The 26438-nt window shown below is 71.3% G+C and carries 28 protein-coding genes; 12 read left to right on the forward strand and 16 right to left on the reverse strand.

Going from position 1 to position 26438, the window contains the following annotated elements; all coding sequences use genetic code 11:
- Positions 1–84 precede the first annotated feature (84 nt).
- A complete protein-coding gene (locus AB0J66_RS06550) occupies positions 85–573 on the forward strand; it encodes an N-acetyltransferase family protein (RefSeq protein WP_364656362.1) in 489 nt (162 codons plus the stop codon).
- Between the two features lie 37 nt (positions 574–610).
- Complete coding sequence (locus AB0J66_RS06555) at positions 611–1987, forward strand: S28 family serine protease (RefSeq protein ID WP_364656364.1); 1377 nt, start codon at positions 611–613, stop codon at positions 1985–1987.
- Here the strand turns inward: AB0J66_RS06555 and AB0J66_RS06560 are convergent.
- On the reverse strand, positions 1984–2448 hold the full coding sequence (locus tag AB0J66_RS06560) for a 2'-5' RNA ligase family protein (protein ID WP_364656366.1): 465 nt from the start codon (positions 2446–2448) through the stop codon (positions 1984–1986). The two genes, AB0J66_RS06555 and AB0J66_RS06560, sit on opposite strands and share 4 nt — an antisense overlap.
- A 69-nt stretch (positions 2449–2517) precedes the next feature.
- Here AB0J66_RS06560 and AB0J66_RS06565 point away from each other — a divergent pair, with 69 nt between their 5' ends.
- Complete coding sequence (locus tag AB0J66_RS06565) at positions 2518–3519, forward strand: LacI family DNA-binding transcriptional regulator (protein WP_364656368.1); 1002 nt, start codon at positions 2518–2520, stop codon at positions 3517–3519.
- Between the two features lie 303 nt (positions 3520–3822).
- Here the strand turns inward: AB0J66_RS06565 and AB0J66_RS06570 are convergent, their stop codons facing one another.
- Both AB0J66_RS06570 and AB0J66_RS06575 read right to left on the reverse strand, forming a co-directional pair.
- On the reverse strand, positions 3823–4806 hold the full coding sequence (locus AB0J66_RS06570; RefSeq protein ID WP_364656371.1) for an EamA family transporter: 984 nt from the start codon (positions 4804–4806) through the stop codon (positions 3823–3825).
- A 193-nt stretch (positions 4807–4999) separates the two neighbouring features.
- Positions 5000–5617, reverse strand: coding sequence for a GntR family transcriptional regulator (locus AB0J66_RS06575; RefSeq protein ID WP_364656373.1), 618 nt, complete (start codon positions 5615–5617; stop codon positions 5000–5002).
- A 53-nt stretch (positions 5618–5670) separates the two neighbouring features.
- Between AB0J66_RS06575 and lhgO the strand changes: the two genes are divergently transcribed.
- The gene (gene lhgO / locus AB0J66_RS06580) at positions 5671–6897 is read left to right on the forward strand and encodes an L-2-hydroxyglutarate oxidase (protein WP_364656375.1); all 1227 of its coding nucleotides are present in this window, start codon (positions 5671–5673) and stop codon (positions 6895–6897) included.
- Between the two features lie 112 nt (positions 6898–7009).
- Here lhgO and AB0J66_RS06585 read toward each other — a convergent pair whose 3' ends face one another.
- Together AB0J66_RS06585 and AB0J66_RS06590 are read right to left on the reverse strand one after the other, a co-directional pair.
- Positions 7010–8188, reverse strand: coding sequence for an MFS transporter (locus AB0J66_RS06585; RefSeq protein ID WP_364656377.1), 1179 nt, complete (start codon positions 8186–8188; stop codon positions 7010–7012).
- Positions 8189–8236: 48 nt separating this feature from the next.
- Positions 8237–8698: an Lrp/AsnC family transcriptional regulator gene (locus AB0J66_RS06590; RefSeq protein WP_364656380.1), complete on the reverse strand. Its 462-nt coding sequence runs from the start codon at positions 8696–8698 to the stop codon at positions 8237–8239.
- A gap of 200 nt (positions 8699–8898) precedes the next feature.
- Here AB0J66_RS06590 and AB0J66_RS06595 point away from each other — a divergent pair, with 200 nt between their 5' ends.
- Positions 8899–9732 carry a universal stress protein gene (locus AB0J66_RS06595; RefSeq protein ID WP_364656382.1) on the forward strand — a complete coding sequence of 278 codons (834 nt, stop codon included), beginning with the start codon at positions 8899–8901 and terminating at the stop codon, positions 9730–9732.
- 4 nt (positions 9733–9736) lie between these two features.
- Here AB0J66_RS06595 and AB0J66_RS06600 read toward each other — a convergent pair whose 3' ends face one another.
- Complete coding sequence (locus tag AB0J66_RS06600) at positions 9737–10105, reverse strand: Asp23/Gls24 family envelope stress response protein (RefSeq protein WP_364657345.1); 369 nt, start codon at positions 10103–10105, stop codon at positions 9737–9739.
- 41 nt (positions 10106–10146) lie between these two features.
- Positions 10147–11112: a hypothetical protein gene (locus AB0J66_RS06605; protein ID WP_364656385.1), complete on the reverse strand. Its 966-nt coding sequence runs from the start codon at positions 11110–11112 to the stop codon at positions 10147–10149.
- A gap of 89 nt (positions 11113–11201) precedes the next feature.
- Between AB0J66_RS06605 and AB0J66_RS06610 the strand changes: the two genes are divergently transcribed.
- Entirely contained in the window at positions 11202–12608 is a 1407-nt protein-coding gene (locus AB0J66_RS06610; RefSeq protein ID WP_364656388.1) for a hypothetical protein, read from the forward strand.
- Between the two features lies 1 nt (position 12609).
- Here AB0J66_RS06610 and AB0J66_RS06615 read toward each other — a convergent pair whose 3' ends face one another.
- The gene (locus AB0J66_RS06615; protein WP_364656391.1) at positions 12610–13992 is read right to left on the reverse strand and encodes an amino acid permease; all 1383 of its coding nucleotides are present in this window, start codon (positions 13990–13992) and stop codon (positions 12610–12612) included.
- Positions 13993–14181: 189 nt separating this feature from the next.
- On the opposite strand from AB0J66_RS06615, the gene AB0J66_RS06620 reads away from it, so the two are divergent.
- From AB0J66_RS06620 to AB0J66_RS06630, 3 genes are read left to right on the forward strand one after another with little or no spacing between them, the layout of a single operon-like run.
- On the forward strand, positions 14182–14757 hold the full coding sequence (locus AB0J66_RS06620; RefSeq protein ID WP_364656392.1) for a phosphoesterase PA-phosphatase: 576 nt from the start codon (positions 14182–14184) through the stop codon (positions 14755–14757).
- Positions 14758–14803: 46 nt separating this feature from the next.
- Complete coding sequence (locus AB0J66_RS06625; RefSeq protein WP_364656395.1) at positions 14804–15286, forward strand: cupin domain-containing protein; 483 nt, start codon at positions 14804–14806, stop codon at positions 15284–15286.
- Positions 15283–16032, forward strand: a complete 750-nt coding sequence (locus AB0J66_RS06630; protein WP_364656397.1) for a methyltransferase domain-containing protein — start codon at positions 15283–15285, stop codon at positions 16030–16032. Before AB0J66_RS06625 ends, AB0J66_RS06630 begins: the two co-directional genes overlap by 4 nt.
- 7 nt (positions 16033–16039) lie before the next feature.
- Here the strand turns inward: AB0J66_RS06630 and AB0J66_RS06635 are convergent, their stop codons facing one another.
- The 4 genes from AB0J66_RS06635 to rfbB are packed head-to-tail and all read right to left on the reverse strand — an operon-like array spanning position 16040 to position 18489.
- Complete coding sequence (locus AB0J66_RS06635) at positions 16040–16192, reverse strand: hypothetical protein (RefSeq protein WP_364656399.1); 153 nt, start codon at positions 16190–16192, stop codon at positions 16040–16042.
- Positions 16182–16772 (reverse strand): GNAT family N-acetyltransferase, encoded by a 591-nt coding sequence (locus AB0J66_RS06640; protein WP_364657348.1) that lies wholly within the window; start codon positions 16770–16772, stop codon positions 16182–16184. The genes AB0J66_RS06635 and AB0J66_RS06640 overlap by 11 nt, the downstream gene beginning before the upstream one ends.
- Positions 16694–17527, reverse strand: a complete 834-nt coding sequence (gene rfbD / locus AB0J66_RS06645) for a dTDP-4-dehydrorhamnose reductase (protein WP_364656402.1) — start codon at positions 17525–17527, stop codon at positions 16694–16696. The genes AB0J66_RS06640 and rfbD overlap by 79 nt, the downstream gene beginning before the upstream one ends.
- On the reverse strand, positions 17527–18489 hold the full coding sequence (rfbB, locus tag AB0J66_RS06650; protein ID WP_364656405.1) for a dTDP-glucose 4,6-dehydratase: 963 nt from the start codon (positions 18487–18489) through the stop codon (positions 17527–17529). Before rfbB ends, rfbD begins: the two co-directional genes overlap by 1 nt.
- A gap of 46 nt (positions 18490–18535) precedes the next feature.
- On the opposite strand from rfbB, the gene rfbA reads away from it, so the two are divergent.
- The 3 genes from rfbA to AB0J66_RS06665 all read left to right on the forward strand — a co-directional run bounded on the left by rfbA (position 18536) and on the right by AB0J66_RS06665 (position 21833).
- Positions 18536–19411: a glucose-1-phosphate thymidylyltransferase RfbA gene (rfbA, locus tag AB0J66_RS06655; protein WP_364656408.1), complete on the forward strand. Its 876-nt coding sequence runs from the start codon at positions 18536–18538 to the stop codon at positions 19409–19411.
- Positions 19408–20037: a dTDP-4-dehydrorhamnose 3,5-epimerase family protein gene (locus AB0J66_RS06660; RefSeq protein ID WP_364656410.1), complete on the forward strand. Its 630-nt coding sequence runs from the start codon at positions 19408–19410 to the stop codon at positions 20035–20037. The genes rfbA and AB0J66_RS06660 overlap by 4 nt, the downstream gene beginning before the upstream one ends.
- Before the next feature lie 317 nt (positions 20038–20354).
- Positions 20355–21833, forward strand: coding sequence for a sugar transferase (locus tag AB0J66_RS06665; RefSeq protein ID WP_364656413.1), 1479 nt, complete (start codon positions 20355–20357; stop codon positions 21831–21833).
- A 74-nt stretch (positions 21834–21907) separates the two neighbouring features.
- Here the strand turns inward: AB0J66_RS06665 and wecB are convergent, their stop codons facing one another.
- The 4 genes from wecB to AB0J66_RS06685 are packed head-to-tail and all read right to left on the reverse strand — an operon-like array spanning position 21908 to position 26271.
- Positions 21908–23038, reverse strand: coding sequence for a UDP-N-acetylglucosamine 2-epimerase (non-hydrolyzing) (gene wecB / locus AB0J66_RS06670; protein WP_364656416.1), 1131 nt, complete (start codon positions 23036–23038; stop codon positions 21908–21910).
- A 2-nt stretch (positions 23039–23040) separates the two neighbouring features.
- Complete coding sequence (locus AB0J66_RS06675) at positions 23041–24297, reverse strand: nucleotide sugar dehydrogenase (RefSeq protein ID WP_364656419.1); 1257 nt, start codon at positions 24295–24297, stop codon at positions 23041–23043.
- A gap of 13 nt (positions 24298–24310) precedes the next feature.
- A complete protein-coding gene (locus AB0J66_RS06680; RefSeq protein ID WP_364656422.1) occupies positions 24311–25096 on the reverse strand; it encodes a WecB/TagA/CpsF family glycosyltransferase in 786 nt (261 codons plus the stop codon).
- On the reverse strand, positions 25093–26271 hold the full coding sequence (locus AB0J66_RS06685) for a hypothetical protein (protein ID WP_364656424.1): 1179 nt from the start codon (positions 26269–26271) through the stop codon (positions 25093–25095). The genes AB0J66_RS06680 and AB0J66_RS06685 overlap by 4 nt, the downstream gene beginning before the upstream one ends.
- Positions 26272–26438 lie beyond the last annotated feature (167 nt).

A 26438-nucleotide genomic window follows, 5' to 3' on the forward strand; every position in this document is an offset into this window, starting at 1 on the left:
TGTCGGTCGCCGGCTCAGCCCGAGCCGTGATCTCCATCCTGAACCGTCTACGTGAACCTCCCCGGCGACGGTTAATGTCGGCAGGTGCCCGCCTTCTCCGTCCGGCCGATGATCGCCGGTGACGCCGACGCCGTGCTGGCGATCTACCAGGCCGGGCTGGACGGCGGTGACGCCAGCTTCGAGACCACGGCCCCCAGCTGGGAGTCGTTCGACGCCGGCCGGCTCGCCGGCCACCGCTTCGTCGCTGTCGACTCCGCGATCCTCGGCTGGGTCGCCGTCACGCCCACCTCCACCCGCGCCGTGTACGCCGGCGTGGTCGAACACTCGATCTACGTCGACCCGGCCGCTCGCGGTCGCGGCGTCGGCCGGGCCCTGCTGGCCGCCCTGATCGACTCCACCGAGCGGGCCGGCGTCTGGACCATCCAGTCCGGCATATTCCCCGAGAACGAGGCCAGCCTCGCCCTGCACCGCACCGCCGGCTTCCGCGTCGTCGGCACCCGCGAACGCGTCGCCCGCCACGGCGACCGCTGGCGCGACGTCGTCCTCCTGGAACGCCGCAGCCCGCTCATCTGACCTTTTTAATATCGCGCTGCGTCGATATGGTCGGGGCGTGAGAATACGCATCGTCGCTGCCCTCGCGTCCCTGCTCGTCGCACTCACGCCCGCCGCGGTGGCGCGGGCCGCCGAGGATCCGCTCCTCGGCCAGCTGAGCTCCATCCCCGGCATGACCGTGGTGTCGCAGACGCAGGGCACCGGTTACCGGTTCTTCGTGCTGACGTACCGCCAGCCCGCCGACCACCGCCACCCTGGGCAGGGCAGCTACGAGCAGCGCCTCACCCTGCTGCACCGGTCCAGCGACGGGCCGGTCGTCCTCTTCACCAACGGGTACGGGTTGCCGGCGGCGCCCCGGCCCTCGCAGACGGAGCCGGCCGCGCTGCTGAACGCGAACCAGGTCTCGGTCGAGCACCGTTTCTTCACGCCGTCGCGGCCCGCGCCCGCCGACTGGTCGGATCTGTCCATCTGGCAGGAGGCGAGCGACGAGCACCGCATCGTCGGCGCCTTCAAGACGATCTACGACGGCAAGTGGATCCAGACCGGGGGCAGCAAGGGCGGTATGACGTCGGTCTATCACCGGCGCTTCTACCCGAACGACGTCGACGGTGTCGTCGCCTACGTGGCCCCGAACGACGCCATCAACCCCGAGGACTCGGCCTACGACAGATTCTTCGACCGGGTCGGTACGGCTTCCTGCCGCACCGCGCTCGACAATGTGCAGGCCGAAGCGTTGCGCCGCCGGAGCAAACTGGTCGCCCTGCTGCAGGCCGACGCGGCCGAGAACGGATGGACGTTCGCCCGGACGATCGGCACCCCCGACCGCTCATTCGAAATGACCGTGCTCGATTCGGTGTGGGCGTTCTGGCAGTACAGCCTCGAGGCCGACTGCGCGACCGTGCCGACCGCGGCCACCGCGACCGACCAGCAGCTGTACGACTGGATCGACGGCGTCGCCGGCTGGAGTTTCTACACCGATCAGGCGCTCGAGCCGTACTGGCCGTACTACTACCAGGCGGCCACCCAGCTCGGCTGGCCCAGCCTGCGCTTCGAGCACCTGCGCGGTCTGCGCAATTACCCCGGCCTCTACACCGCGAACTCGTCGCTGCCGCCGGAACTGCGCCGCCCGCACCACCCGATCCCCATGATCGACGTGGACCTGTGGGTGCGTACCGCCGCGCAGCGAATGCTTTTCATCTACGGCCAGAACGACCCGTGGGGCGCCGAACGCTTCGCCCCGAGCCGCCGCGACTCGTACCTTTACGTCGCCCCGGGCGCCAATCACGGCGCCAACATCGCCCGTTTGCAGCCGTCCGATGCGGCCGCCGCCACGGCCACCCTCCGCCGCTGGGCCGGCGTCCCGGCGACTGCCGCCACCACCCTTTCCGCGCCCTTGCCGATCGACGACATGCTGCCCGGCCGGCATCGTTTCTAAAGGCCCGTGACCGTACGCGTCGCGGTGTCATAGCTCCGCGCCGCGACGAACTGCCCGCGGGCATGCGTGACGTTCCCGAGCGCGGCCAGCACAGCGTCGTGCTGGTCCGCTCGAACGCGCAGCGCCAAACTGACATGCGGCACGAACTCCTCCGGCGGCGGCCACGCCTCCGGAAGCGCCGCCCACACTTTCGCCTGCAGTTCCCGCAACGCTGCCGTGGGCCGTACTTCCCACACCGCCGCCCGTCCGAGAAACCCCACCGCCCCCAACTCCACCTCAAGCGGCAATCCCAAGTCGGGCAGCCCTTCCAGCGCGGCCGCCGAAACCACCGTCAAATGCGGCCGGTTCGTCACATGCGGGTGCGTGGCCAGACTGGGCAGGCCCGCTTCCTCCAAGGTGGACCACAGACGCCGTACGCGGTCCTCAAGCGCCGAATCCAGCAACAGTTCAACGGTGTGCACGCAGCAGTATTACCGCACGAGCGGTTTATTGGGGCGCTTCGCCGGCGTGGTGCGACCTATAGTGGGCCGATGCCGCAGGGAAGGCCGACGCTGGCCGATGTCGCGCGCCGGGCGGGTGTGTCCAAGGCGGCCGTCTCGCGGGTCATCAACGACGCGCCGGGGGTGGCGCCGCAGACTCGGGAGCACGTGCGCGAGGTGATTGCCGCGCTGGGGTTCCGGCCCGATCCGGTGGCGCGGGCGCTCGCGTCGGGGCACGGTGAGGTCATCGAGCTCGTCGTGGTCGACGAACCGTCGATCTTCAGCAACAGCCCGTACTACGGCCGGGTCACCGCCGGCATTCTGCAGGAATTGGCCGGCAGCAGCGCTCAACTGCGCGTGCACGTGGTCGACGAGGCCGGCGCCCGCGCGCTGCTGACCCGGATGGCCGACACGGTCACGCTCGGCGTGCTGCTCATCAACGTTCCCGCCGGGATCGCCGGCGAGTTCTACGCCCGCTGCGACCGGGTGGTGGCGATGAGTCCTTCGGCGCCCGGAGTTCCGTACATCGGCCTGGAGAACGCCGAAGGCGCCCGGGCCGCCGTGACCCACCTGCACCGGACCGGCCGCCGCCGCATCGCCGCCCTGCACGGCCAGGACGGCAACCCCTGCGCCGAGGGCCGCCGCGAGGGTCACCGCCGGGCCGTGCTCGAGCTGGGCCTGCCCGACATCTCCGCCACCGGCAAGTTCCGCCGCGAGGACGGCTACACCCTGACGCAGAGCCTGCTCGCCGAGCATCCCGACCTGGACGCCATCTTCGTGGGCTGCGACCTGATGGCGACCGGCGCCATGCAGGCCCTGGCCGACGCCGGCCGCCGCATCCCGCAGGACGTCGCCGTGGTCGGCTTCGATGACAGCGTCATCGCCGAGTGCGCCACCCCGCCCATGTCCTCCGTCCACCAGCCCGTCGAGGCGATGGCGGCCGCCGCCACCCGCGCGATGATCGCCCGCCGGCTGGCCCCGTATTGGCGCTGCGTCTTCCCCGCCGATCTGCGGGTCCGGCAGAGCTCCCACCCGCGCGCCGCCGCGATCTGAAACCGCGAACGAGCCCACAAGCCGATCCGCCCCGACGGCGCCTTGAAGCCCAGAACGAACCGTCGAACCCCATCCGCTCGCCCACGCCAAGACGCCCAGAACGAACCGTCGAACCCCATCCGCTCGCCCACGCTTGAGGAAGCCTGGCGGTGACAACGCAAGCCGCACGGACCTGAAGCCACCGGCTGATCCGCGAAGCCGGATCCACTCGCCGATGCCCGAGCCGGCTCGGCAGGGACGACACGTGCAGCAGGGATCCGAAGACCGGGGGCGGGCCCGTCGATCGGCCCGCCCCGGGGCAGTTCAGGCGGTGCGGCGGGACCGGGCGGGCAGGGTCAGGAACGCCAGGCCGGCGACGAGGACGAGCAGGCCGGCCCAGGACAGGGCCGGGAGCCGCTCGCCCAGCAGGGCGACGCCGAGCAGCGCGGCGACGGCGGCCTCAGCCAGGGACAGCACCGTGGCGGTGGTCGCCGTGGTGTGGCGCAGCCCGTAGCCGAAGAGCCGGTAGGCGGCATAGGTGGGCACCAGCGCGAGGTAGACCGCCACCGCGGCCCCACGCACGGAAAGCAGCCACCCCGGATCGCCGCCCGCCACGACCGGGAGAACGAGCAGGCCGGCCAGGCCGAACATCGTGCCCATCACGGTTCCCGACGGATGGCCGCGGGCGATCAGGTTGCCACCGACCATGGTGTACGCGGCATAGGACAACCCGGCGACGAGGGCCAGCCCTGCGCCGAGCACATCCGCGGCCGCACCACCGCCGGCCAGCTCCGGCCCGAGAACGAGCACGACACAGCCGGCGATTGCCGCGACGGTCCCGACCGTCCAGCGCCGGGCCGGTCGCGCTCCTTGAACCAGCCCGGCCAGCAGACCCGCGAAAACAGGCGCGCTGCCCAGCGTGATGACCGTCGCGACGGCCACCCCGGAGCGAGCCACCGCCGGGTAGAAGCTGAGCGGATAGCCCGCCACGGTCACCGCCCCGAGAAGCAGCAGCGGCCACTCCCGCCGGGGAATCCGCGGGTTGTCAGCGCCGAGGACCCTGGGCAGGGAGCGGCGAAGGAGAATGCGGCCCGGCTGGGTGAGGGGCCGGCGGTCGGTCAAGAAGAGCAGCAGGCCGCCGAGGAGCAGGCCGGCCGCGCCGATCGCGGCGGCGGGGGCGGCGGAGGGAGCAAACGAGGCCGCCGTGCCGGTGGTGCCCCACAGGGTGGCGGCGGCCAGCACCGGGACGGGGCCGGCCAGCGGGCCGACGTGGGGGGCGACTTCAGGGGTACGCGTCGTAACAGACAAGATCGTGAACTTCCGTGTCGAATTCCGGGCCAGGGCGGGAATCGTCACGGGCGCACGGAACAAGAACCCAGGCCGACGTGAGCGCCGGCGGGGCCGCGGAACGGATCGTCAGCGGGTGCGCCCGGTTACGGGGCGACCGGCGGCGAGATGACGTGCCGATACTTGTTCACGCTGCGATGCTACCTCGCCACTCTCAGAGAGCAGCCAGCACGTGGTCGCGCGCTCCCATGATGTGGGCGACGATCACCCGCGCGAGCGCCCCGGCGTCACCGGCCCGCAGGGCGTCGACCATCTGCCGATGCTCGGCGTCGATGCGCTTGAGGTCACGCCCGGAGCGGACCCACTGCCGGCTGTACGGCTCCACGAGCTGCAGCAACTGGTCGATGAACCGGATGCTCAGCCGTCGCTCGGACAGTTCGTAGATGCGCGAGTGAAACTGGTAGTTGAGCGCCGCGCGCCCCGCCGCATCCGCCCCCTTGAGGTGGATCTGCTCGGCGAGGTCGGCCAGCGCGTCCACATCGCGCGGCCGGCAACCCCGCACGATCTCGTCGGCCAGCCCCGGCTCCAGCTGCAGCCGCAGATCGAACAGCTCGTCCACTTCCTCGCGGCCGAGCTCGGCGACGACCATGCCCCGGTTCGGCTGGTTCACCAGCAGTCCCTCGGCGGCGAGCATGTGCAGCGCCTCCCGCAGCGGGATGCGGCTCACGGCCAGGTCGGCGGCGATCTTCTCCTGCACGAGGCGGGCGCCGGGCCGGAAGTCGCCGCGCCGCAGCGCCGAGCGCAGTTGATCGGCGATCGCATCGGCACTCACCGCCGCATGGTATCCCGTTTACTACAGTCGCTGCGTCTGTATACATTCCGGAGGTGGATGCAGATGTAGCGATCATCGGAGGCGGACTGCTCGGTCTCGCCACGGCCCGGGCCCTGCTGCGGGAGCGGCCCGGCCTGAGCGTGACGGTCCTGGAGGCCGAGGATCGCTGGGGAGCCCACCAGTCCGGCCACAACAGCAACGTCATCCACTCCGGGCTGTACTACAAGCCCGGCGGTCTCAAGGCCCGCCTGGCCCGCGCCGGGGGCGAAGCGATGATCACTTACTGCGAGCAGAACGGCGTCGTGGTCAAGCGCACCGGCAAGCTCGTCGTCGCCACCGCCGACCGGCAGTTACCCCAGCTCGATGCGCTTGCCGAGCGCGGCCGGGCCAACGGCGTGACCGTCGAGCGCCTCGACCGCCGGGCCATCAACGAGCGGGAACCGAACATCGCCGGCGTCGCCGCGCTCTGGGTCGCCGAGACCGCGATGACCGACTTCGGCGCCGTCGCCCGCGCGCTCGCCGCTGAGCTGACCGAGCTCGGCGCGGACCTTCGGTTGCGTACGCCCGCGCGGGACTTCCAGAGCCGGGGCGACAGCACGGTCATCAACGGCGAGCTCGGGGCCCGCGTCGTCGTCAACTGCGCCGGCCTGCACAGCGACAAGATCGCCGAGGCTCTGGGTGAGAGGCCGCCCGTACGGATCATGCCGTTCCGCGGCGAGTACGCCGAGCTGCGCCCCGGTCTGCGCAACCTCGTCACGAACCCGGTCTATCCGGTGCCCGACCCGGAGCTGCCATTCCTGGGCGTGCACGTCACCCCGATGCTCGACGGTACCGTGCACATCGGGCCGAACGCCGTGCCCGCCCTCTCCCGCCACGGCTACCGCTGGCGCGACGTCGACCCCCGGATGCTCGGCGAACTGCTGGCCGACCCCGCGCTGCGCGGCCTGACCAGGCGGTTCTGGCGCTACGGGATCACCGAGATCAGCCGCTCGCTGATCTGGCCCCTGTTCGTGCGGGAGGTGCGCCGGATGGCCCCGGCCGTACGCGGCCGCGACATGCGCAAACACGGCAGCGGCGTCCGCGCCCAGGCCGTCACCCGCGACGGCGCCCTGGTCGACGATTTCGTCATCCGCCGCACGCGGCGGGCCGTCCACGTCCTCAACGCCCCCTCCCCCGCCGCCACCTCGAGCCTGCTGATCGGCCGCCGCATCGCCGGCGACGTCTTCGACCAGCTGAGCGACACCGACGCCGCGCGCGCCGCCCTCAAGGACGTGCCGTAGGCACACCAGGCCCCGGCGCGCCGCCCTCAAAGACGCGCCGCAGGCACACCAGGCCCCGGCGCGCCGCCCTCAAAGACGCGCCGCAGGCACACCAGGCCCCAGCGCGGCGCCCTCAAAGACGCGCCGCAGACTCACCAGCCGCGCGTGGCCGGAGCGCCGGGGCGCTGACCGCTACGAACAAGGCCAGGATCACCGGAATGCCCAAGGCGACCGGCAGAGTGACGACGGTGGCGGCAGCGCCGATGAGGATCGGGCCGAGCAGGAAACCCAGATAGCCGATGCTCACCACCGTGGACAGCGCCCGGGCGGCCCGCTCCGGATCATGATCGCCCGCCGCCGTGAACACCTGCGGCGCGATGCAGGACAGGCCCGCCCCGAGAAGGCCGAAGCCCAGGACGCCCGCGACAGGCCGGTCGACCAGGAGGGCGGCGCCGAGACCGGCCGCGGCCAGCAGCCCGCTGAGCCGTACGAGAAGGACCGGCCCCAGGGCCCGCACCAACCGGTCCCCGAAGAGGCGGCCGACGGTCATCATGACGGCGAACGCGGCGTAGCCGTACGCGGCGAAGCCCGCACTCGTCCCCAGGTTGTCGCGCAGGTAGACGGCGCTCCAGTCGGCCGCCGCGCCCTCGCCGACAAGCGTGCACAGGACGAGAACGCCCATGAAGATCAGCAGCAGCGAGCGCCCGGCGGGCGGCTCCGACACGACCGGCGCCGGTTCGGTTCGCCGGGAGGGCAGAAGCCAGAAGGCGACCCCAACCGCCAGCACCACCACGGCGACACCGACGCTGAGGAGGGTGACGCCCACATCGGCGCCGGAGCGGGCGAAGACGCTGCCGATCATCGCGCCCAGGAAGCCGCCGATGCTGTAGACGGCGTGGAACGACGACATGATCGGGCGTCCGTACGCGCGCTGGACCTCGATCGCGTTGGCGTTCATCGCGATGTTGAGCGTCCCGTGCGTGGCGCCGAACAGGAACAGCGCGACCGACAGGGCCACCAGCCCGCCGGCGAAGCCGGGCGGGATCAGCAAAATCCCTTCCAGCACCATCGCCGGCACGAGGACCCGGCTGCTGCCGAACCGGTCGCTCAGCCGCCCGATCAGCGCCATCCCCGCGATGCAGCCACCCGCGAAGGCCAGCAGCGCCACACTCAGGCGCCCGTCACTCAGCCCGAGGTCGCTCTTCACCGCCGGGATCCGCGCCGTCCACACCCCGAGCGCCGTCCCGAACCCGAGAAACGCCGCCGACGCGGCCACCCGCCCGCGCCCCACCCGCCGATCGACCGTCGTCATTTCCACACCGACCACTCAAGGTCACATCGACACTTGAATCAAGCCCGATCAAGGGACGGGGGTCGGTTTGTCGGCCACCACCTCGTACACCAGGTCGGTCGAGATGGGCCCGATCTGGGCCAGCTCGTCGGTGATCTCCTCGAGGTCGCGCAGGCCGGTCGCCACGATCTCCATCAGGTAGCAGGACTCGCCGGTCACGCGCAGGCAGCGCACGATCTGCGGGCGGCGCTCCAGCACCGCCGCGACTTCGGTGTCGAAGAGCGGGCCGTTCACCTTCATCCGGACGACCGCGCGCAGCGTGTAGCCGATCGCCTCGGGATCGACGTGGGCCGCGTACGCCGTGATGATCCGGTGCTCCTCCAGGGTGCGCAGCCGGGCCCGGGTGGCCGAGACGCCGAGCCCGACCGTGCCGGCCAGGTCGCTCAGCGTCGCCCGGCCGTCACGCTGCACGGCCTCGAGCAGCGCGTGATCCACATCGTCCAGCTCCTTGAGAGCGCCGCCGTTCGTCACCCGGCGATGATGCCGCACAACCGCCGCCGCGTCGGTAAATGTTCGGCAAATGTGTGGCCATCTTCGACACCTCCACCGATCAGGCTCGTCCCGGCCGCTGCGGCCTGACAGGGTCCTAAGTCCCGCGCTCCGGGGCGGATCGCCTCTGCCCTGAGGGCGGCGGACCGGCCGACGATCAAGGGGAGGAAGGGAGATCGACCATGAGGAACCCGGCAGTGGTCGTCGGCACGGACGGCACGGCCTGCGGCACCACCGCGGTCGAATGGGCGGCGGGCGAGGCCCGGCGGCGGGGCGCGACGTTGCGGATCGTGCTCGCCTACGACTGGGACGTCGACGACATCGGCGGCGAGTACGCCGACGTGGCGCGCAACCTGGCCGAGACGACGGTCGCGGCGGCGCACACCCGGGCCCGCGCTCTCGAGCCGGGCATCAAGATCGAGACAACGGCACTTCGGGGGTACGCGGTCCCGCAGCTCCTGGAAGCCTCGAAGGGGGCCGCGCTCCTGGTCGTCGGGAGCCGTGGCCACGGCGGGTTCGCGGGGATGCTGCTCGGCTCGGTCGGGCGCAAGATGGCCCTGCAGGCGCCGTGCCCGGTCGTCGTGGTGCGTGGCCGCACCGATGCGCGGGGCCCGGTCGTGGTCGGCGTCGACGACTCCGACGCGATGCTGGCCACCGCGTTCGAGGCGGCCGCCGCCCGCGGGACGGGCCTGACGGTGGTTCGCGCGATCCGCCCGGCCGTTCCGCTGTGGCTCGGGGTGCCCGTCACGGCCGTACCGCTGCCGGAGGACGACGAGACCGAGCGCAGGCAGCTCGCCGGCCTGCTGGCCCCCTGGCTGGAGAAGTATCCGCGGGTGCCGGCGGCGACGGTCCTGTCGCACGACAGCGCGGCCGCCGCCCTGGTGCACGCCTCGGAGCGGGCGCAGCTCGTCGTGGTCGGCAGCCACGGGCACAACGCGGTCAGCGGGGCCGTGCTGGGCTCCACCGGCCTACAGCTGCTGCACCACGCGCACTGCCCCGTGCTGATCGAGCGCTGAGCGCCTACAGGGTCGACGCGGGCATCGCGATGTCGTCGACCTTGACGTTCACACCGGTCACGGTCAGGCCGAAGCCCGAGACCGCCTCGGACACCTTGGCCTGCACGGCCTTGATGACGTCGGCCACCACGGCGCCGGCCGCGATCACCAGCACGACGGTGACCTCGACGGCCGCGCCCTTGACCGACGCGTGCACGCCGCGGGTGGCGTCGCCGACCTCGTCCAGGCCGATCCGGTCCAGGACCTTGTCGAAGAAGCGGGCCACGTCGCCGCCGAGCTCGGCCACCCCGGGCACCTCACGGGCCGCGGCCGCCGCGATCTTCTCCACCACCTCGCGGGAGACGCTGTTGGTGCCCGCCACGCCGTCGCTCATGCCGCTCCCTCGCTCCGATTCGCCGGGCAGCGTATCAACGATCATGGAATGTCGTTGCTCTGCCCGGCCACGGTCGGGGCCAGGGCGCGCCATCCGTCGCCGTTGATGGCCCGGGCCCGCCCGGCCAGCCGTTGGAGGGCCTCGTCGGCGGCCGCGGTGCGCGTCGCGCCGCTGTAGCCGATGAACGCGATCAGGCCCGGCTTCGGCTCCCAGGCGATCGCGCCGTTGCCGCCGAAGACGGAGCTGAGGTCGCCGGTCGCGTACAGGTGATCCTCGTAGCCGCCCGCCGCGGCCACCCCGGTGAAGGTCAGCCCGCTGCCGAGCGCGGCCTGCTCGCCGAGCTCGGCCGTCCCGTACCGGATCTCGTGGATCGAGGCGGGCCGGTAGGTGCCGGTGGCCACGACCGACATGCCCCGCGGCGGGCGCACGACCGGCCGGCCGCCGCTGACGGTGATGCTGTCGGCGATGGCCTTCAGGCCGTCCGGGGCAAGATCTCCACGGACCCGGGCGTACGTGTCGCCGAGGCGCTTGACGACCTTGCCGGGCCCGTCGCCCTCCCGCGGCACGGGGTAGGTGACCACGGCGCCGTCGCGGCCGAGCGAACCGCCCTCGCCGCGGACCACGACCGTCCACGGGCCGGTCGCGGCCGTGGTGTCGCGGCGGTCGAGCCCGGCCCCCGGGTGGCACGCGCCCTCGATCACGATCGCGACCGGTGAGGCGCCGGTGACCGCGGCCGGCGAGCCCGTACGGCCGGCGGCGGGCGAGCCCGTGCGGCCGGGAACGGGCGAGCCCGTCCGCTCGGAGGCGGGCGCGGAACCCGTACAGCCGGAAGGGGTGAGCGCGACCGGCGCCGGCGGCTCACCCCCATCGGGGTTTTCGTCCCCGCCGCGGGTGAGGAGGACCGCGAGGCCCAGCCCGGCGACGGCGAGCGCGAGCGCGGCGGCGACCAGACGGCGCGAGGGCCGCCAGGGCGGTTTGTCCGATCCGAAGGCCACGACGTCGGTCACGTCCCGAGCATATGGCCATCGATCCACCCGAGTCCGCGGTCTGTTAACGTCTCGGCTTCCATCGATGATCTTCATGTGAAACGGGGACCATGACTCTCGTCAGGAAACTCGGCGCCGCCCTGTCCGCGGCCGCCCTCGCCGCCGGCCTGGCCCTGCTGCCGGCCTCGCCCGCGGCGGCCGCCACCGCGCCCCTGCTCAGCGATTTCCGGCTGCGCACGGCGTCGCTGCCGGCGCCCTCGCTGCAGGACCGGGTCAACCAGCTCGACGCGCGCCTGCCCAAGCTCGGCGTGCAGAACATCCTGCTGCAGGCCAACCGCGCGGGCGCCTGGGCCACGGGTTCGAGCAGCGCCTGCCCGGTGCAGAACATCTTCACCGACTCGGCCACCGGCGCCAAGGCCCTGCCGCCGGGCCGGCGCTTCTGCTGGAACCCGAGTGACGCCAACACGGTCGGCGGCGCGTACGAGTGGGTGCCGCAGGGTGTCACGACCGTGGCCGACGCGCAGGCGGACGAGCTGTGGGGCAGCCGGCAGGCCGTGCTCGTGTCCTGGTACGACAGCAACCACCAGTCGGATGACAACGTCACCAAGGGCGTGCGGGTGTCGTTCGTCGACGCCAACACCAACCAGTACCAGCATGTGCTGCTCGCGTACCCGTACATCTCGAGCTCCGGCGGTGTGCCGACCTGGGAAGCCGTGACCACGCCGCAGTCGGGTGACCACGGCAGCCTGCACGCCGGCGGGATCGTCTGGTACGGCAACTACCTGTACGTGGCCGACACGGTGCAGGGCTTCCGGGTCTTCGACATGCGCTACATCTTCGACATCAAGGCGGCCGAGGAGCAGGGTCTCGGCGACACCGCGGCGACCAGCACCACCGGCTACAACCCGCTGACCGGCAAGTGGTCCAGCTACGGCTACCGGTACGTGATGCCGCAGGTGGACTGGCTCGTCAGCGACCTGGGCGACTACAGCGGCAAGGACAACGACTGCTCCGCCACCGGCACGCCGAAGTTCTCGTCGGTCTCGCTCGACCGCAGCTCCGGCCCGAGCCTGATCACGAGCGAGTACTGCGCCAACACCGGCGGGAACAACCCCACCGCCGACGAGTACGGGCGCATCGCCCGATGGCCCCTCGACAGCGCCACCGGGCTGCTCAAGCGGGACTCCGACGGCAAGGTCCGGGCGACCGCCGCGTACCGGTCGCCGGCCCGCTACATCCAGGGCGCGACCGCGTACAACGGGAAGTTCTATCTGAGCCAGACCGGCGGTGGCGAGAACGGCATGGCCCAGCTGCTGGAGGCGACGCCGAGCAACGGCGTGCTCAGCGTGAGCAAGGCGCGGTGGGCCGGGATCGGCTCGGAGGACCTGTCGGTGTGGCCGTCGAAGTCGGAGATCTGGACGGTCACCGAGTTCGCGGGCAAACGCGTCGTCTACACGTGCCCGCTGGCGGCCACGGCCGACGGCACCTCGTGCGGCGGCGGGGCGAAGGTGCGCTGAGTCAGCGGTTCAGCTTGGAGTGGTGGCGGCTGTAGAAGAAGTAGACGGCCGCGCCCAGCACGAACCAGACCGCGAAGCGCAACCAGGTGACCGGGTCGAGGAACGTGATCAGCCAGATCGAGAAGATCACGCCGACGGCCGGTACGAGCGGCATGCCGGGGACCTTGAAGGTCCTCGGCAGGTCGGGGCGGCGGTACCGCAGCACGATGACGGCCACGCAGACCACGACGAAGGCCAGCAGGATGCCGATGTTGGTCAGCTCGGCCGCCTCCCGGATGGGCAGGAAACCGGCGATGAGCGCCGAGGCGACACCGACGATCCAGGTCACCCGGGACGGCACGCGGCGGCGCGGGTGCAGGGCGGCGAACCACGAGGGCAACAGGCCGTCGCGGCTCATCGAGTACCAGACGCGGGTCACGCCGAGCATGAACGTGAACATGACCGTCAGGATGCCGATGATGGCGCCGACCGCGATGACGTCGGCCAGCCCGGACAGCCCGACCGCGGCGAAGGCCGACGAGAAGCCGCTCTCGGGGTCGATGTCCTGGTAGTTCTGCATGCCGGTGAGCACGAGGGTGGCCAGCACGTACAGCACCATCGAGACGATCAGCGAGTAGATGATGGCCCGGGGCAGGTGCCGCCGGGCGTCCTTCGACTCCTCGGCGGCGGTGCTCATCGCGTCGTAGCCGAAGACGGCGAAGAAGACGGTGGCGGCGCCGGTGATGGCGCCGCTCCAGCCGAACGGGAAGAACGGCGTGTAGTTGTCGCTGTTGATGTGGAAGAAGCCCACGACCACCACCAGCAGCACCACGAAGATCTTGATGCCGACGACCGCCGTCTCGGCCCGGGCCGCGGCCCGGATGCCCTGGTTCAGCAGGTACGCGATGAGCAGGCACAGGATGACCGCGAACAGATCCACGACGTGGCCGTCGCCGCTGCCGGGCGCCCCGAGCATCCAGGCCGGCAGGTCGAGGCCGAGCTCGCCCATCAGGAACGAGAAGTAGCCGGAGATGCCGATGGCGACCACCGCCACGATCGCCGTGTACTCCAGCAGGAGATCCCAGCCGATGAACCAGCCGACCACCTCGCCCAGCACGACATAGCCGTACGTGTAGGCGGAGCCGGCCTTGGGGATCATGCCCGCGAACTCCGCGTACGACAGGGCGGCCGCGGCCGAGGCGATGCCCGCGACGAGGAACGAGATGAGCACGGCGGGCCCGGCCGTCTCGTGGGCCACGGCCCCGGCCAGGGCGAAGATGCCGGCCCCGATGATGCCGCCGACGCCGATCGCCGTGAGCTGCCACAGGCCGAGTGAGCGCTGCAGGTCGGTGTCGCGCTCGTCCTCGATGTCGTCGACGGGCTTGCGCCGGAAGATGCCCTCCATCCGCCCACCTTGCATCAACATCCATGGATGCGCCAGACCTTCACAGATCGGCCACCCGTCCTCCGCGGCGGATCCCTGGCGTTCCCGGCATGCGCGTCACGATGATCCTGGCTCCGGACCTGCGAAACTCCGGTGTGGTTGGTCATGGTTCGGGCTTACCCGCAACGGGGGCGTCCTAGAGTTTCGCTGGTGACCTTGCACCAAGACACCCGTTCGGGGGCCGGCACGCTGGCCCGGCTCATCACCGAGATCTTCGCCCCGGCGGTGCTCGTGACCGTGCTGCTTCTGGTGGTGGGGCGCTGGTGGGGTGTCCCGGCCGCGGTCTTCACCGCGGGCATCCCCATGGCGTACGTCTTCCGGGGTGTCCGCCGCGGCGACTGGGCCGACCATCACATCCCGGAGCGTGCGCACCGCAAGGCGCCCCTGCTCTTCGGGGTCGGCTCGGTGGCGGTCGGGCTGACCGCGCTGATCCTGCTCGGCGCGCCGCGGTCGCTGCTCGCCCTGATGATCGCCGGCGTCGCCGGGCTGGTCGTCTTCGGCGCGGTCACCGCCTTCTGGAAGATGTCCATCCACGCGGGGGTCGCCGCCGGCACCGTCGCCGTCCTGGTCGTCGTGTACGGCCCGTGGGCCCTGCTCGGCGCCCTGCTGCTCCCGCTGATCGGCTGGTCGCGGGTCCGGCTCACCGCGCACACCCCGGCTCAGGTCGTAGCCGGCACGGTGGTCGGCGCTCTCATCGCCGGCACGGTCTTCCCCGCGCTGCGCTGACTTCCGCGGGGCCGCGCCCCGCTCAACGAAGTGGGACAATCAGCGCATGACGTATCCTCCGCCGCTGTATCACGGGGACAAGGGCGAGGTCAGCGCGACCTACCGCCCGGACGGCACCGCCCCGGAGCTCGTCTATCCGACCAACGGCACCCGCGTGCACTACCTGTCCACGGGCGCCTCGACCGGTGGCCTGTTCGGCCTCTACCGCTGGGAGTGCGGTCCCGGCGTCACCGGCCCCGACCCGCACTTCCACCACACGCTGGCCGAGAGTTTCTACATCCTCGACGGCGTCATGAGCATCTACAACGGCGAGCGCTGGATCGAGGCCGGCCCGCACGACTACGTGCACGTCCCGCCGGGCGGCGTCCACGCCTTCAAGAACCGCTCGGGCGCTCCCGTCTCGATGCTGCTGCACTTCTCCCCCGGCGCGCCCCGCGAGGGCTACTTCGAGGGCCTCGCCCACCTGGCCGAGATGTCGGACGAGGAGCGCACCGCCTTCTATCTGGAGCATGACAACATCTGGCTATGACCGACTCCACCATCGATCTCTTCGACCGCATCGCCGACCAGTACGACGAGGTGCTCCCGTTCTTCGAAGAGTTCGGCCGCCAGACGGTCGAGCGGCTCCCCGACCAGGGGGGCCGCCTGCTCGACATCGGCGCGGGCCGGGGTGCGATCGCGCTTCCGGCCCGCGACCGCGGTTTCACGGTCACCGCGACCGACGCCGCCCCGCGCATGGTCGAGCTGCTGGCCCCGCACGTCGACGCCGTCGTCATGGACGCCGGCCATCTGGCCTTTCCGGACGCCACCTTCGACGTGGTCACCGCCGGCTTCGTCATGCATCTACTTCCGGACCTCACTGCGGCCGTACGGGTCGTGAAGCGCCTCCTGAAGCCCGGCGGCCTGTTCGCCTTCACGACGCCCGGTCGCGTGCCCGAGGGTTTCGAGTTCGCCGACGGGGCCAACGCCCTGTTCGCCGAGTTCTCGCAGCACCTTCCGCCCGGCGGCGGCATGGGTGAGCCGTTCGACGAGCTGGAGTCCCTGGCCGCGGCCGGTTTCACCGCGATCGAGGAGACGGACCTGCGGGTGGAGCTCCCGGTCGCCGACGCGGAGACGCTGTGGGAGTGGTTCCGGACGCACGGGACCCGCAAGTTCCTGGACGACCTGAGCGACGAGCACCGGGCCGAGTTCCGCGCCCGCCTGCTCGCCGACCTGAACGCCCGCGACCGCGTGGTGCTGCGCCGCTACGCGTGGCTTTACACCGCGCGCGCCTGACGCCTACTCAGTCGTCGTCCCCGCCGTCGTCATCGTCATCGTCGTCATCTCCGTCGCCGCCCGGGCACCCGGAGAGCGTAAGCACGGTGGCGACCCCTCCGGCCGCCCACAGCACCCGGCCGAAGAAGGCCCGCCGGCCGATCCGTTCCTCATCCTCCATACCCGCATCCTGACAGTCCCTCCCCATGACCGGAAGAACGAACTCGCCACGCCTCGAAAGAGATCTCGAACCGCCGGTGCGGGTCCGGCTCGAGCTCGGTCATGCCGAGGCTTCGCAGGATCCGGATCGAGGCGGTGTTGGTGGGTTCGGCCTCGGCCCAGATGTGGGTGAGGCCGAGCTCGCCGAAGCCGTGGGTGAGCCCGGCCCGGGCGGCGGCGCCGCCCAGGCCGCGGCCCCAGCGGCGGGAGTCGCCGATGACGTAGCCGAGCTCGCGCCGGGCCGGTTCGGTGCCGTGCAGGTCGACGTAGCCGACCAGGTCGCCGTTCTCGACCGCGCCGAGCCGGATCAGCTCGGGCGGTGGGTTCGTGATGAGGTTGAGCTGGAAGGCCACGTGGGCGGCCGGGCTGAGAGTGGGTGTCCAGCCGGCGCCGGCGACGAAGACCGGGTCCCCGGCCCACGACGCGATGGTCGGGGCGTCGGCGGGGGTCAGCGGGCGCAGGGTCAGCGGAGCAGGAACGGCATGGCCTCCTTGAGCATCGGGCGCCAGTCCGGGAGCGGGGCGACGCTCGTGGCCGGCCAGCGGGAGTGGCTGAGCACGCTGTAGGCGGGGCGGCGGGCCGGGCGGACGAAGCGGTCACTGGTCGTCGGGCGTACGCGCGCGGGGTCCAGGCCGGCCTCGGCGAAGACGGCCTGAGCGAGACCGAACCACGTGGTCGAGCCGGCCGCGGTGCCGTGGTACGGGCCGGGCCGGGCATCGGCGCGGGCCAGGGCGACCAACTGCCGGGCCAGGGCGTACGACCACGTCGGCGGGCCCTGCTGGTCGTCGACGACGTCGAGCGTGTCGCGGGTGGCGGCCAGCCGCAGCATCGTACGGACGAAGTTGGTGCCGTGCTCGCCGTAGAGCCAGGCCGTACGCACCACGTAGCCGCCGGCCGCGAGAACGGCGCGCTCCCCCATGGCCTTGCCGCGGCCGTAGGCGTTCAGCGGGGCCGGGATCGCGTCCTCCAGGATCGGCGCGGTGGCCGTGCCGTCGAAGACGTAGTCGGTCGAGACGTGGATGAGGCGCCGGCCGGCCGCCGCCGCCAGCACGGCGACCGCCCGGCCGTTGACCGCGGTCGCCGCCTCCTCGGCGGTCTCGGCGCCGTCGACGTCGGTCCAGGCGGCCGCGTTCAGCACCACATCGACACCCTCGACGGCCGTACGCACGGCCGCCCCGTCGCCGATGTCCAGATCGGCCCGGGTCGCGGCGATGACGTCGGTCTCGCCCGAGGCCCGGAGCACGGACACCAGGTCGCGGCCGAGCATGCCGCCGGCGCCGGTGACGAGCCAGCGCATCAGAGACCGGCCCGGGCCTTGAGCGGCTCCCACCACTCGCGGTTCGACCGGTACCACTCGACGGTCGCGGCCAGCCCGTCCTCGAGGGTGACGGCCGGGGCGTACCCCAGCTCCTCGGAGATCTTGGTGATGTCGAGCGAGTAGCGCCGGTCGTGGCCCTTGCGGTCCTCGACCCGCTGCACCTTGTCCCACCCGGCGCCGCAGGCGGCCAGGAGGAGCTCGGTGAGGGAAAGGTTGGACAGCTCGGTGCCGCCGCCGATGTTGTAGACCTCGCCGGCCCGGCCCTTGGCCAGGGCGAGCTGGATGCCGCGGACGTGGTCGGAGACGTGCAGCCAGTCGCGGACGTTGCCGCCGTCGCCGTAGAGGGGCACCGGCTTGCCGTCGAGCAGGTTCGTGACGAACAGCGGGATGACCTTTTCCGGGAACTGGTAGTGCCCGTAGTTGTTGGAGCAGCGGGTCACCACCACGTCCATGCCGTGGGTGCGGTGCGCGGCCAGCGCCATCAGGTCGGAGCCGGCCTTCGAGGCGGCGTACGGCGAATTCGGGGCCAGCGGCCACGTCTCGGTCCACGAGCCCTCGGCGATCGACCCGTACACCTCGTCGGTCGAGACGTGCAGGAACCGCCCGACGCCGGCCCGGCGGGCCTCGTCGAGCAGCACCTGGGTGCCCAGGACATTGGTCGTGACGAACGGCGTGGCGCTCTGAATCGACCGGTCCACATGGGACTCCGCCGCGAAATGGACGATCGCGTCATGCCCGGGCAGAAGCTGGCGAAGCAAGTCAGCGTCGGTGATATCGCCCTGGACGAAGCGGAGTCGGTCATGCGACAGCGGCAGATTTGCCCGATTGCCCGAATAGGACAGCAGGTCGAGCACGGTCACGTCGGCGTATTCATCCTGAAGGACGGCGCGGACGTACTCCGATCCGATGAAACCGGCACCCCCGGTCACGAAAATGTGCACGGCTGGCGAGTGTAGACGGGCGCTGCACTCTGCGTAACCTGCGCGAGTGCGAGGAATTCTGCTCGCCGGGGGAACCGGCTCACGTCTCTGGCCCATCACCATGGCCATGTCCAAACAGCTCATGCCGATCTTCGACAAACCGATGATCTACTACCCGCTGACCACCCTGGTCTCGGCCGGGATCCGCGAGATCATGATCATCACGACGCCCGAGGACCGGCCGCACTTCGAGCGGCTCCTGGGCGACGGCTCGCAGTTCGGCCTGGCCCTGACGTACGCGGTGCAGCCGCGCCCGGAGGGCATCGCGCAGGCGTTCCGCATCGGGGCCGACTTCATCGGCACCGACCCGGTGGCGCTGATCCTGGGCGACAACATCTTCCACGGCGTCGGCCTGGGCCGGCAGCTCACCCGCTTCGCCGACCCGCGGGGCGGTCGCGTCTTCGCCTACCCGGTGGCCGATCCGGAGCGCTACGGCGTGGTCGAGTTCGACGACGACGGCAAGGTCCTCTCCATCGAGGAGAAGCCGGAGAAGCCCAAGTCCACGTACGTCGTCCCGGGTCTGTACTTCTACGACGCCGACGTCGTGCGCATCGCGGCCGGACTCGAGCCCAGCGACCGGGGCGAGCTGGAGATCACCGCGGTCAACGAGGCCTACCGGCGCGACGGCCGGCTGGACGTGACCGTGCTCGACCGGGGCACCGTCTGGCTCGACACCGGCACGTTCCAGTCCATGGTGCAGGCCTCGGAGTACGTGCGGGTCATCGAGGAACGCCAGGGCCTCAAAATCGGCTGCGTCGAGGAGGCCGCGTGGCGCCTCGGTTTCGTCTCCGACCACGAGCTCCGCGAGCTGGCCCAACCCCTGCTCAAGAGCGGCTACGGCCAGTACCTCGAACGCCTGCTGGACATGGGAGGCCCCCGGTGAAGATCCGCCCGCTGAGCATCGAGGGCGCCTGGGAGGTCACACCCGTCCAGCACGGCGACGACCGCGGCACCTTCCTGGAGTGGTACCGCTTCGACCGCCTGACCGAGGCCGTCGGCCATCCGCTGGACCTGAGGCAGGCCAACCTCTCCACCTCCACCCGCGACGTCGTGCGCGGCGTCCACTTCGCCGACGTCCCACCGGGACAGGCCAAGTACGTGACGTGCGTGGCCGGCTCGGTGCTGGACGTCATCGTCGACATCCGCGTCGGCTCGCCGACCTTCGGCGCGTGGGAGGCCGTGCCCCTCGACGACGTCGAGCGCAAGGCCGTCTACCTCGCCGAGGGCCTGGGGCACGGCTTCTGCGCCCTGAGCGACAACGCGACCGTCGCCTACCTCTGCTCGGCGACCTACCGCCCCGGCCACGAACACGGCATCCACCCGCTGGACCCGGAGCTCGCCATCGACTGGCCGGCCGGCGCGGCCCTGCTGTCCCCCAAGGACGCGGCGGCCCCCAGCTTGACCGAGGCACGCGCCGCCGGCCTGCTGCCGCAATACGAGACGTGCCGTGAATTCACCGAATCCCTGCGTCGGGTTCAAGACATTCATCCATCCGCCGCGGACGATTGACCGCACGCCTGTCAGTTGGTATGAGACAAGCATTTCGGCGGCGGTGTGCGCCGATGCGGGACGCTACCCGAGGATAGTCCGATGTGACCACTTTGGACACCGTTTCTTCATCGCCCTCATCCGAATCGGCATCGGACTCATACGGAAAGGCGTAGCGCGAACGGCCGACCGTTCAGCAGTCTTTCTCGTGTGTGTCCGAGGGGTTACCCGCGGCTACGCGTATCCGGCATGCCCGGTACGTCCGGCCCGGCGGTGACCTCGGCGCGGGGATAGACGAAAGTCGATGACGGAGGCACCGAGTGCAGACAGTCGATTCAGTGTCGACCCTTGACCTCAGTGACAGAAATCCGCTGCTCAACAACCGCCCGCGGGCCGGTAACGCCCGCGCCGGCTGGCAGAACCGGTACGTGCTGGCCCTCTACCTCATCGACTTCGCCGTGGGCCTCGCGGCGGCCGGCTCGGCCCTGCTGCTGCGCTTCGGCGCACCCAACCGCGATCCGTTCGCCTCCGGCTATTTTCTATTGACATTTTTAATACCTGTGGCCTGGCTGGCCTGCCTCACGCTCAACCGCGCGTATGAGCCCCGCCACCTGTTCGTCGGCACCGATGAGTACGCCCGGGTATTCCGTTCCGGATTGGCGCTGACCGCCGGCCTGGCCATTGTTTCGTTCGCCTTCGACCTGCGTTTGGCCCGCGGTTACGTGATTATCGCGATGCCGTTGGCGGTGGCCGTGAGCCTGACCGCGCGATTCGTGCTGCGGCAGCTCCTGCACGGTTCCTGGGCCCGCGGCCGGCACCTGCACCGGGTCATCCTGGTCGGCCATGAGCGGGCCGTGGCCGACATGGCCCGCCGGCTCGGGCGAGAGCGTCACCACGGCCTCGACGTCATCGGGGCCTGCCTGCCCCCCGGCCCGAGTCGCGGGGGCTTCGTGCTCGGTCTCCCACCGGTCTACGGCACCTTCGACGGCGTGGCCGCGGCGGTCGCCCGCTCCGACGCCGACACGGTGGTCGTGCTGTCCTGCCCCGAGATCGACGGCCCGGCCCTGCGGCGGCTGGCCTGGCAGCTCGAGCGGGACGAGATCGACCTCATCGTGGCCAGCACACTGGTCGACGTGGCGGGCGACCGCACCACGATCCGCCCGGTCGACGGCCTGCCCATGCTGCACGTCGAGCACCCGCGTCTGAAAGGCAGCGCCCGGCTGGTCAAGGCCGCCTTCGACCGCGTCGGCGCCTTCGTGTTGCTGCTGCTGGCGTCCCCGGTGCTGGCCACGGTGGCCGCGATGGTGGCCTTCGGGCCCGGCGGGCGCGGCCCGGCCATCTTCCGGCAGGAGCGCGTCGGCAAGGACGGCCGGCTGTTCACCCTCTACAAGTTCCGCACGATGGTGGTCAACGCCGAGGCCCGCCTGATCGAGCTGCGCAACCTCAACGACACCGACGGCGAGCTCTTCAAGATGCGCAAGGACCCCCGGATCACCCCGATCGGCCGGTGGCTGCGCCGCTTCTCCATCGACGAGCTGCCGCAGCTGGTCAACGTGCTCAAGGGCGACATGTCGCTGGTCGGCCCGCGGCCGCCGCTGGCCAAGGAGGTCGCCGGCTACCCGTCCGACATGCTGCGCCGGCTCGTGGTCAAGCCCGGCCTGACCGGCCTCTGGCAGGTCTCCGGCCGCTCCGACCTGTCCTGGGAGGAGTCGATCCGGCTCGACCTGACGTACGTCGAGAACTGGTCGCTCTCCATGGATCTGGCCATCCTGGCCCGCACGGTCAGCGCGGTGGCCCGCAGCTCCGGCGCGTACTGAGACCGGCCCGGCGCGAAGGCTCGAAGAGCAACGGCCCGGCCCCGGAAAGGGGCCGGGCCGTTCTCCCTTGCCTGTCAGGCGGGTGTGCCGACCGTCGTGTCCCGGACGTCGGTCGGGCGCCGCCGGACCGGCGCGGCCAGGTGCGCGAGCAGCGTCTCGGCGATGCGGTCGCCGGCGTGGCCGTCCCAGAGGGCGGGGGCCCGCTTGGCCGGCGGGTCGGCCAGGACCCGGCGGGCCGTGGCCACGATGAGCTCCGGGTCGCGCCCGACGAGGATGTTCGTGCCCTCGGTGAGCGTGATCGGGCGCTCGGTGGAGTCGCGCGTGGTCAGGCAGGGCACCCCGAGCGCGGTGGTCTCCTCCTGGATCCCGCCGGAGTCGGTCAGCACGAGCCGGGCCGACGCCTGCAGGGCGATGAAGTCGAGGTAGCCGGCCGGCGGGATGAGCCGGAGACCGGCGGGCAGCCCGGCCGTCTCGAGCCGGGCCGCCGTGCGCGGATGCACCGGCAGGATGACGGGCAGCTCCTGAGCCACCTCGCCGAACGCTTGGAGCAGTGCGGCGAGGATCTCCGGGGAGTCGACGTTGGCCGGCCGGTGCAGGGTGGCCAGCGCGTAACCGCCGGGGGTGAGCCCGTGCCGGTGCAGCGCGTCCGAGCCCAGCGCCCGGTCGAGGTTGGCGTGCAGCGTGTCGATCATGACGTTGCCGGCCAGATGGATCTGGTCGTCGTGGTAGCCCTCGGCCCGCAGGTTGTCCACGCCGTCGGGCGACGGCGCGAACAGCAGGTCGCTGAGCCGGTCGGTGGCGAGCCGGTTGACCTCCTCCGGCATGCTCCAGTCGCGGCTGCGCAGGCCGGCCTCGACGTGGGCCACGGTGACCCCCGCCTTGGCCGCGACCAGCGCGCAGGCCAGCGTCGAGGTGACGTCGCCGACCACCACGACCGCGTCCGGCGCCAGCTCGTCGACCAACGGCTCGAAGGCGAGCATGACGCGGGCCGTCTGCTCGGCGTGGCTGCCCGAGCCGGTGCCGAGGTGCCGGTCCGGCTTGCGCAGCCCCAGATCGGTGAAGAACACGTCGTTCATCGCGGCGTCGTAGTGCTGGCCGGTGTGCACCAGCACCACCTCGGCCCCGCGCGCCTCGAGCGCGTCCATCACCGGCTTGACCTTCATGAAGTTGGGCCGGGCCCCGGCCACGCAGATGATCCGGGGCATGCTCAGATCACCTCGACCGTGTCGCCGCTCAGCCGCCGGCGCGTGTCGAGCAGGCACCTGGCCTCACGGCCGATCAGGTCGTAGTCGAACTCGTCGTGGTCGGCCAGCAGCACCACCGCGTCGGCGGCGCGCACCTCCTCGGCGTCGGCCGTGACCATGGTCAGGTCTTCCGCCCCGTGCACGGCCTCGACCACGTGCGGGTCGGCCACCCGGACCTCGGCCCCCATCTGGCGCAGCAGCTGCACCACACGGACCGCGGGCGATTCCCGGGCGTCGCCGGTGTTCTTCTTGTAGGCCAGGCCCAGCAACAGGATCCGGCTGCCGGAGACCGAGCGCTGCTGGCGGTTGAGGGCCTCCATGAGCCGCCGGACGACGTAGTCGGGCATGTGGTTGTTGATGTCGTTGGCCAGGTCGACGAAGCGGAAGCTCTGGCCCAGGGCCCGCTGGACGCGCCAGGACAGGTAGGACGGGTCGATCGGGAGGCAGTGGCCGCCGACGCCGGGGCCGGGGGTGAACTTCATGAACCCGAACGGCTTGGTCGATGCGGCGTCGATCGCCTGCCACACGTCGATGCCGAGGTCGTGCGAGATCATCGCGATCTCGTTGACCAAAGCGATGTTCACGTGCCGGAAGGTGTTCTCGATGAGCTTGGCCAGCTCGGCCTCGCGCATCGAGCCGACGGTCACGGTGGTCTCCACGACGCTGTCGTAGAAGCCCTTGACCCGCTTGAGCGACTCCTCGTCCAGGCCGGAGACGACCTTCGGGGTGTTGACCAGACCCCAGGCCGGGTTGCCGGGGTCGATGCGCTCGGGGCTGAAGCCGAGCTGGAAGTCGGTGCCGGCGGTCAGGCCGGACGCCTTCTCCAGGATCGGCAGGACGACCTCCTCGGTCGTGCCCGGGTACGTGGTCGACTCGAGCACCACCAGCGCGCCCGGGCGCAGGTGACCGCCGAGCATCTCGGAGCAGGCCTCGACGTACGACAGGTCGGGCGCCCCGTCCCGCAGCGGCGTGGGCACCGTGATGACGGCGACGTCGAAGCCGGCGCAGTCGGCCGGATCGGTGCTGGGCTTGTACCGGCCGCCGGCCAGGACGGCGGTCAGCCGCCCGGCCGGGATGTCCTCGACGTACGACTCCCCCTCGACGAGCCGGCCGACGCGGACGGTGTCGACGTCGAAGCCGACGACCTCGTGCCCGACCTCGGCCGCGCGGACGGCCAGCGGCAGTCCGACATAGCCCTGGCCGGCGATGACAACTCGCATGGCAGCTTTCCCCTCAGTTGCTCTTGGCGGCCGGCGCGGGCCGGGTGGTACGCACCCATTCGCGGGCGACCAGCCCGACGAAGGCGACATTGGTGGTCAGGTAGCGGCGGCCGAGCCGGCGGGGCTCCTGCAGGGCCCGGTAGAGCCATTCGCAGCCCAGCCGCTGCCAGGCCGCGGGGGCACGCTTGACCACCCCGGCCAGCACGTCGAAGGAGCCGCCGACGCCATGGACGACCTTGGCCCCGGTGCGGGCGCCGTGGGTGGCCACGAAGACCTCCTTCTTGGGCGAGGTCATGCCGAGGAACAGCAGATCGGCGCCGCTGGCCTTGATGCCGTCGGCCACCGCGGCCGACTCCTCCGTCGGGTAGTAGCCGTCGCGGTACCCGGCGATCTTCAGCTTCGGGTGCTGCTTGCGGACCCGCTCGACCATGGTCTCGAGCACCTCGGGCTTGGCGCCGAGGAAGTAGACCGAGTGGCCGCGCAGCTCGGCCATATACATCAGGCGCTGGAACAGGTCGATGCCGGCGACCCGCTCGGGCAGCGGTTGCCGCAGCACCTTGCTGGCCCAGACGACCGACTGGCCGTCGGCCACGATCAGGCCGCAGCCGGTCACCGCGTCGCGCAGGCCGGCGTCGCTCCGCATCTTCACGATCTTGGCGGCGTTCACGACGCCGACCTCGAGCAGCTCGCCCTGGCCGACCGAGTCGAGGCAGCGCTGCACGGTCTGTTCGAGGGTGAGCGCGTCCAGCGGCATGCCGAACAGGTCGCGCCGGCCGTCCGTAGTGGTCGTCGTGGTCATCGGGCGATCCCCTCGGCCGGAACCTCCACGGAGGCGAGCCAGGCGAAGTAGAGCCAGCCGAACTCGTACGGGCGGCACTCGCGGTCGAGCGCGAGTGGCTTGTAGACCCGGTCGATGACCGGCATCCTGAGGCCGGAGCGGGCCCGGGTGGTGACGGTGTGGGCCGCGCGCACGATCTTGCGCGGGTCGCCCCGGAAGACCTTCCGGACGGTCAGGCCCTCGTCGTCGAGCAGCATCGGGTTCTCCGTGGCCCCGAGCTCGGCCGGGCCGAGCAGCCAGCGCAGGCCCCGGCGGATCGGCTCGTCGTAGTCACTGCTGCCGCCGGCCGCCTCGGCCAGGTCGAGCAGCGCCATCGGGCCCATCGCGTGCTGGTGGACGGTGTACACCGGGTAGCCCTCGACAACGCCGCCGGTGCGGGCGTCGTAGTGCCACCACCACTGCCCTTCCGGGCCCTGCAGCCGGCAGATCTGCTCGGCGGTGGTCCGGGCCGCCTGCAGCGCCTCGGGATCGGCGCCGGACTGGTGCAGCCGGGCCAACGCCTGGATCGGGTAGACCTGGTCGGCGAAGCAGGCGACGTGGTCGCGGTACGGCTTGACCAGACCGGGGCCGGTCGCGTGCGGGAACAACGGGCTGCCGGGCCGGACGCTGCCGAGCAGGCGCGCGCGGGCCTGGGCCAGGTGCTCCTCGACGTCGGCCTGCCGGCGGGCGGTGGCCAGCGCGGCGACGACCCAGGAGGCCTCGACGACGTACTCGGCGGCGGTGCGCCGGTCGAACGTCGTGAGCCGCTGCAACGCCTCCGGCAGGCGCGAGTGTCCGATCTGGGCGGCTGCCCACGTCACGAGCGCGATGTCGCCGAGGTTGGTGCTGGTGGCCTGCCGGTCGATCAACAGCGCCACGAACTTCTCGAGGTCGTGGCCGCCGAGCAGGGCGGGCTGCTGCCCGGCGGGCAGCCAGGCGACGCCGAGCGCCACGATCGCCGCGTACCGCAAACTCGTTCCGGACAAATGGGCGCTGACCAAACCATTCTCAGTAGTAAATACCCGAGTGAAGGCGAATTCGTCCGTTTCGGTGCGGTACATCGAGGGCAACCCGCGCGAGGCGAGCGCGATGAGCCGGTCGGTCAGATCGATCGTCCCTCCGTCGAGGTGGACGTATCTCGCAGGTGCTGACGTCATGGCGTCCTTCCGCAGGCAGGGCGACCGGCGGGCTCGGTCAGCTTGCCCGCCAACGTTTTTCCGTGGCCGAGGCTGAGGCTACTGAGGACGGTCGGCCGACAGGAAGGTGTGACAGGTACCTGACTCGACGTTACGGGCGATTCGCGCGGAGCTGGCCGATTACTCCG

Origin of the sequence: Actinoplanes sp. NPDC049598 (assembly GCF_040675435.1) — a bacterium.
GTDB lineage: Bacteria > Actinomycetota > Actinomycetes > Mycobacteriales > Micromonosporaceae > Actinoplanes.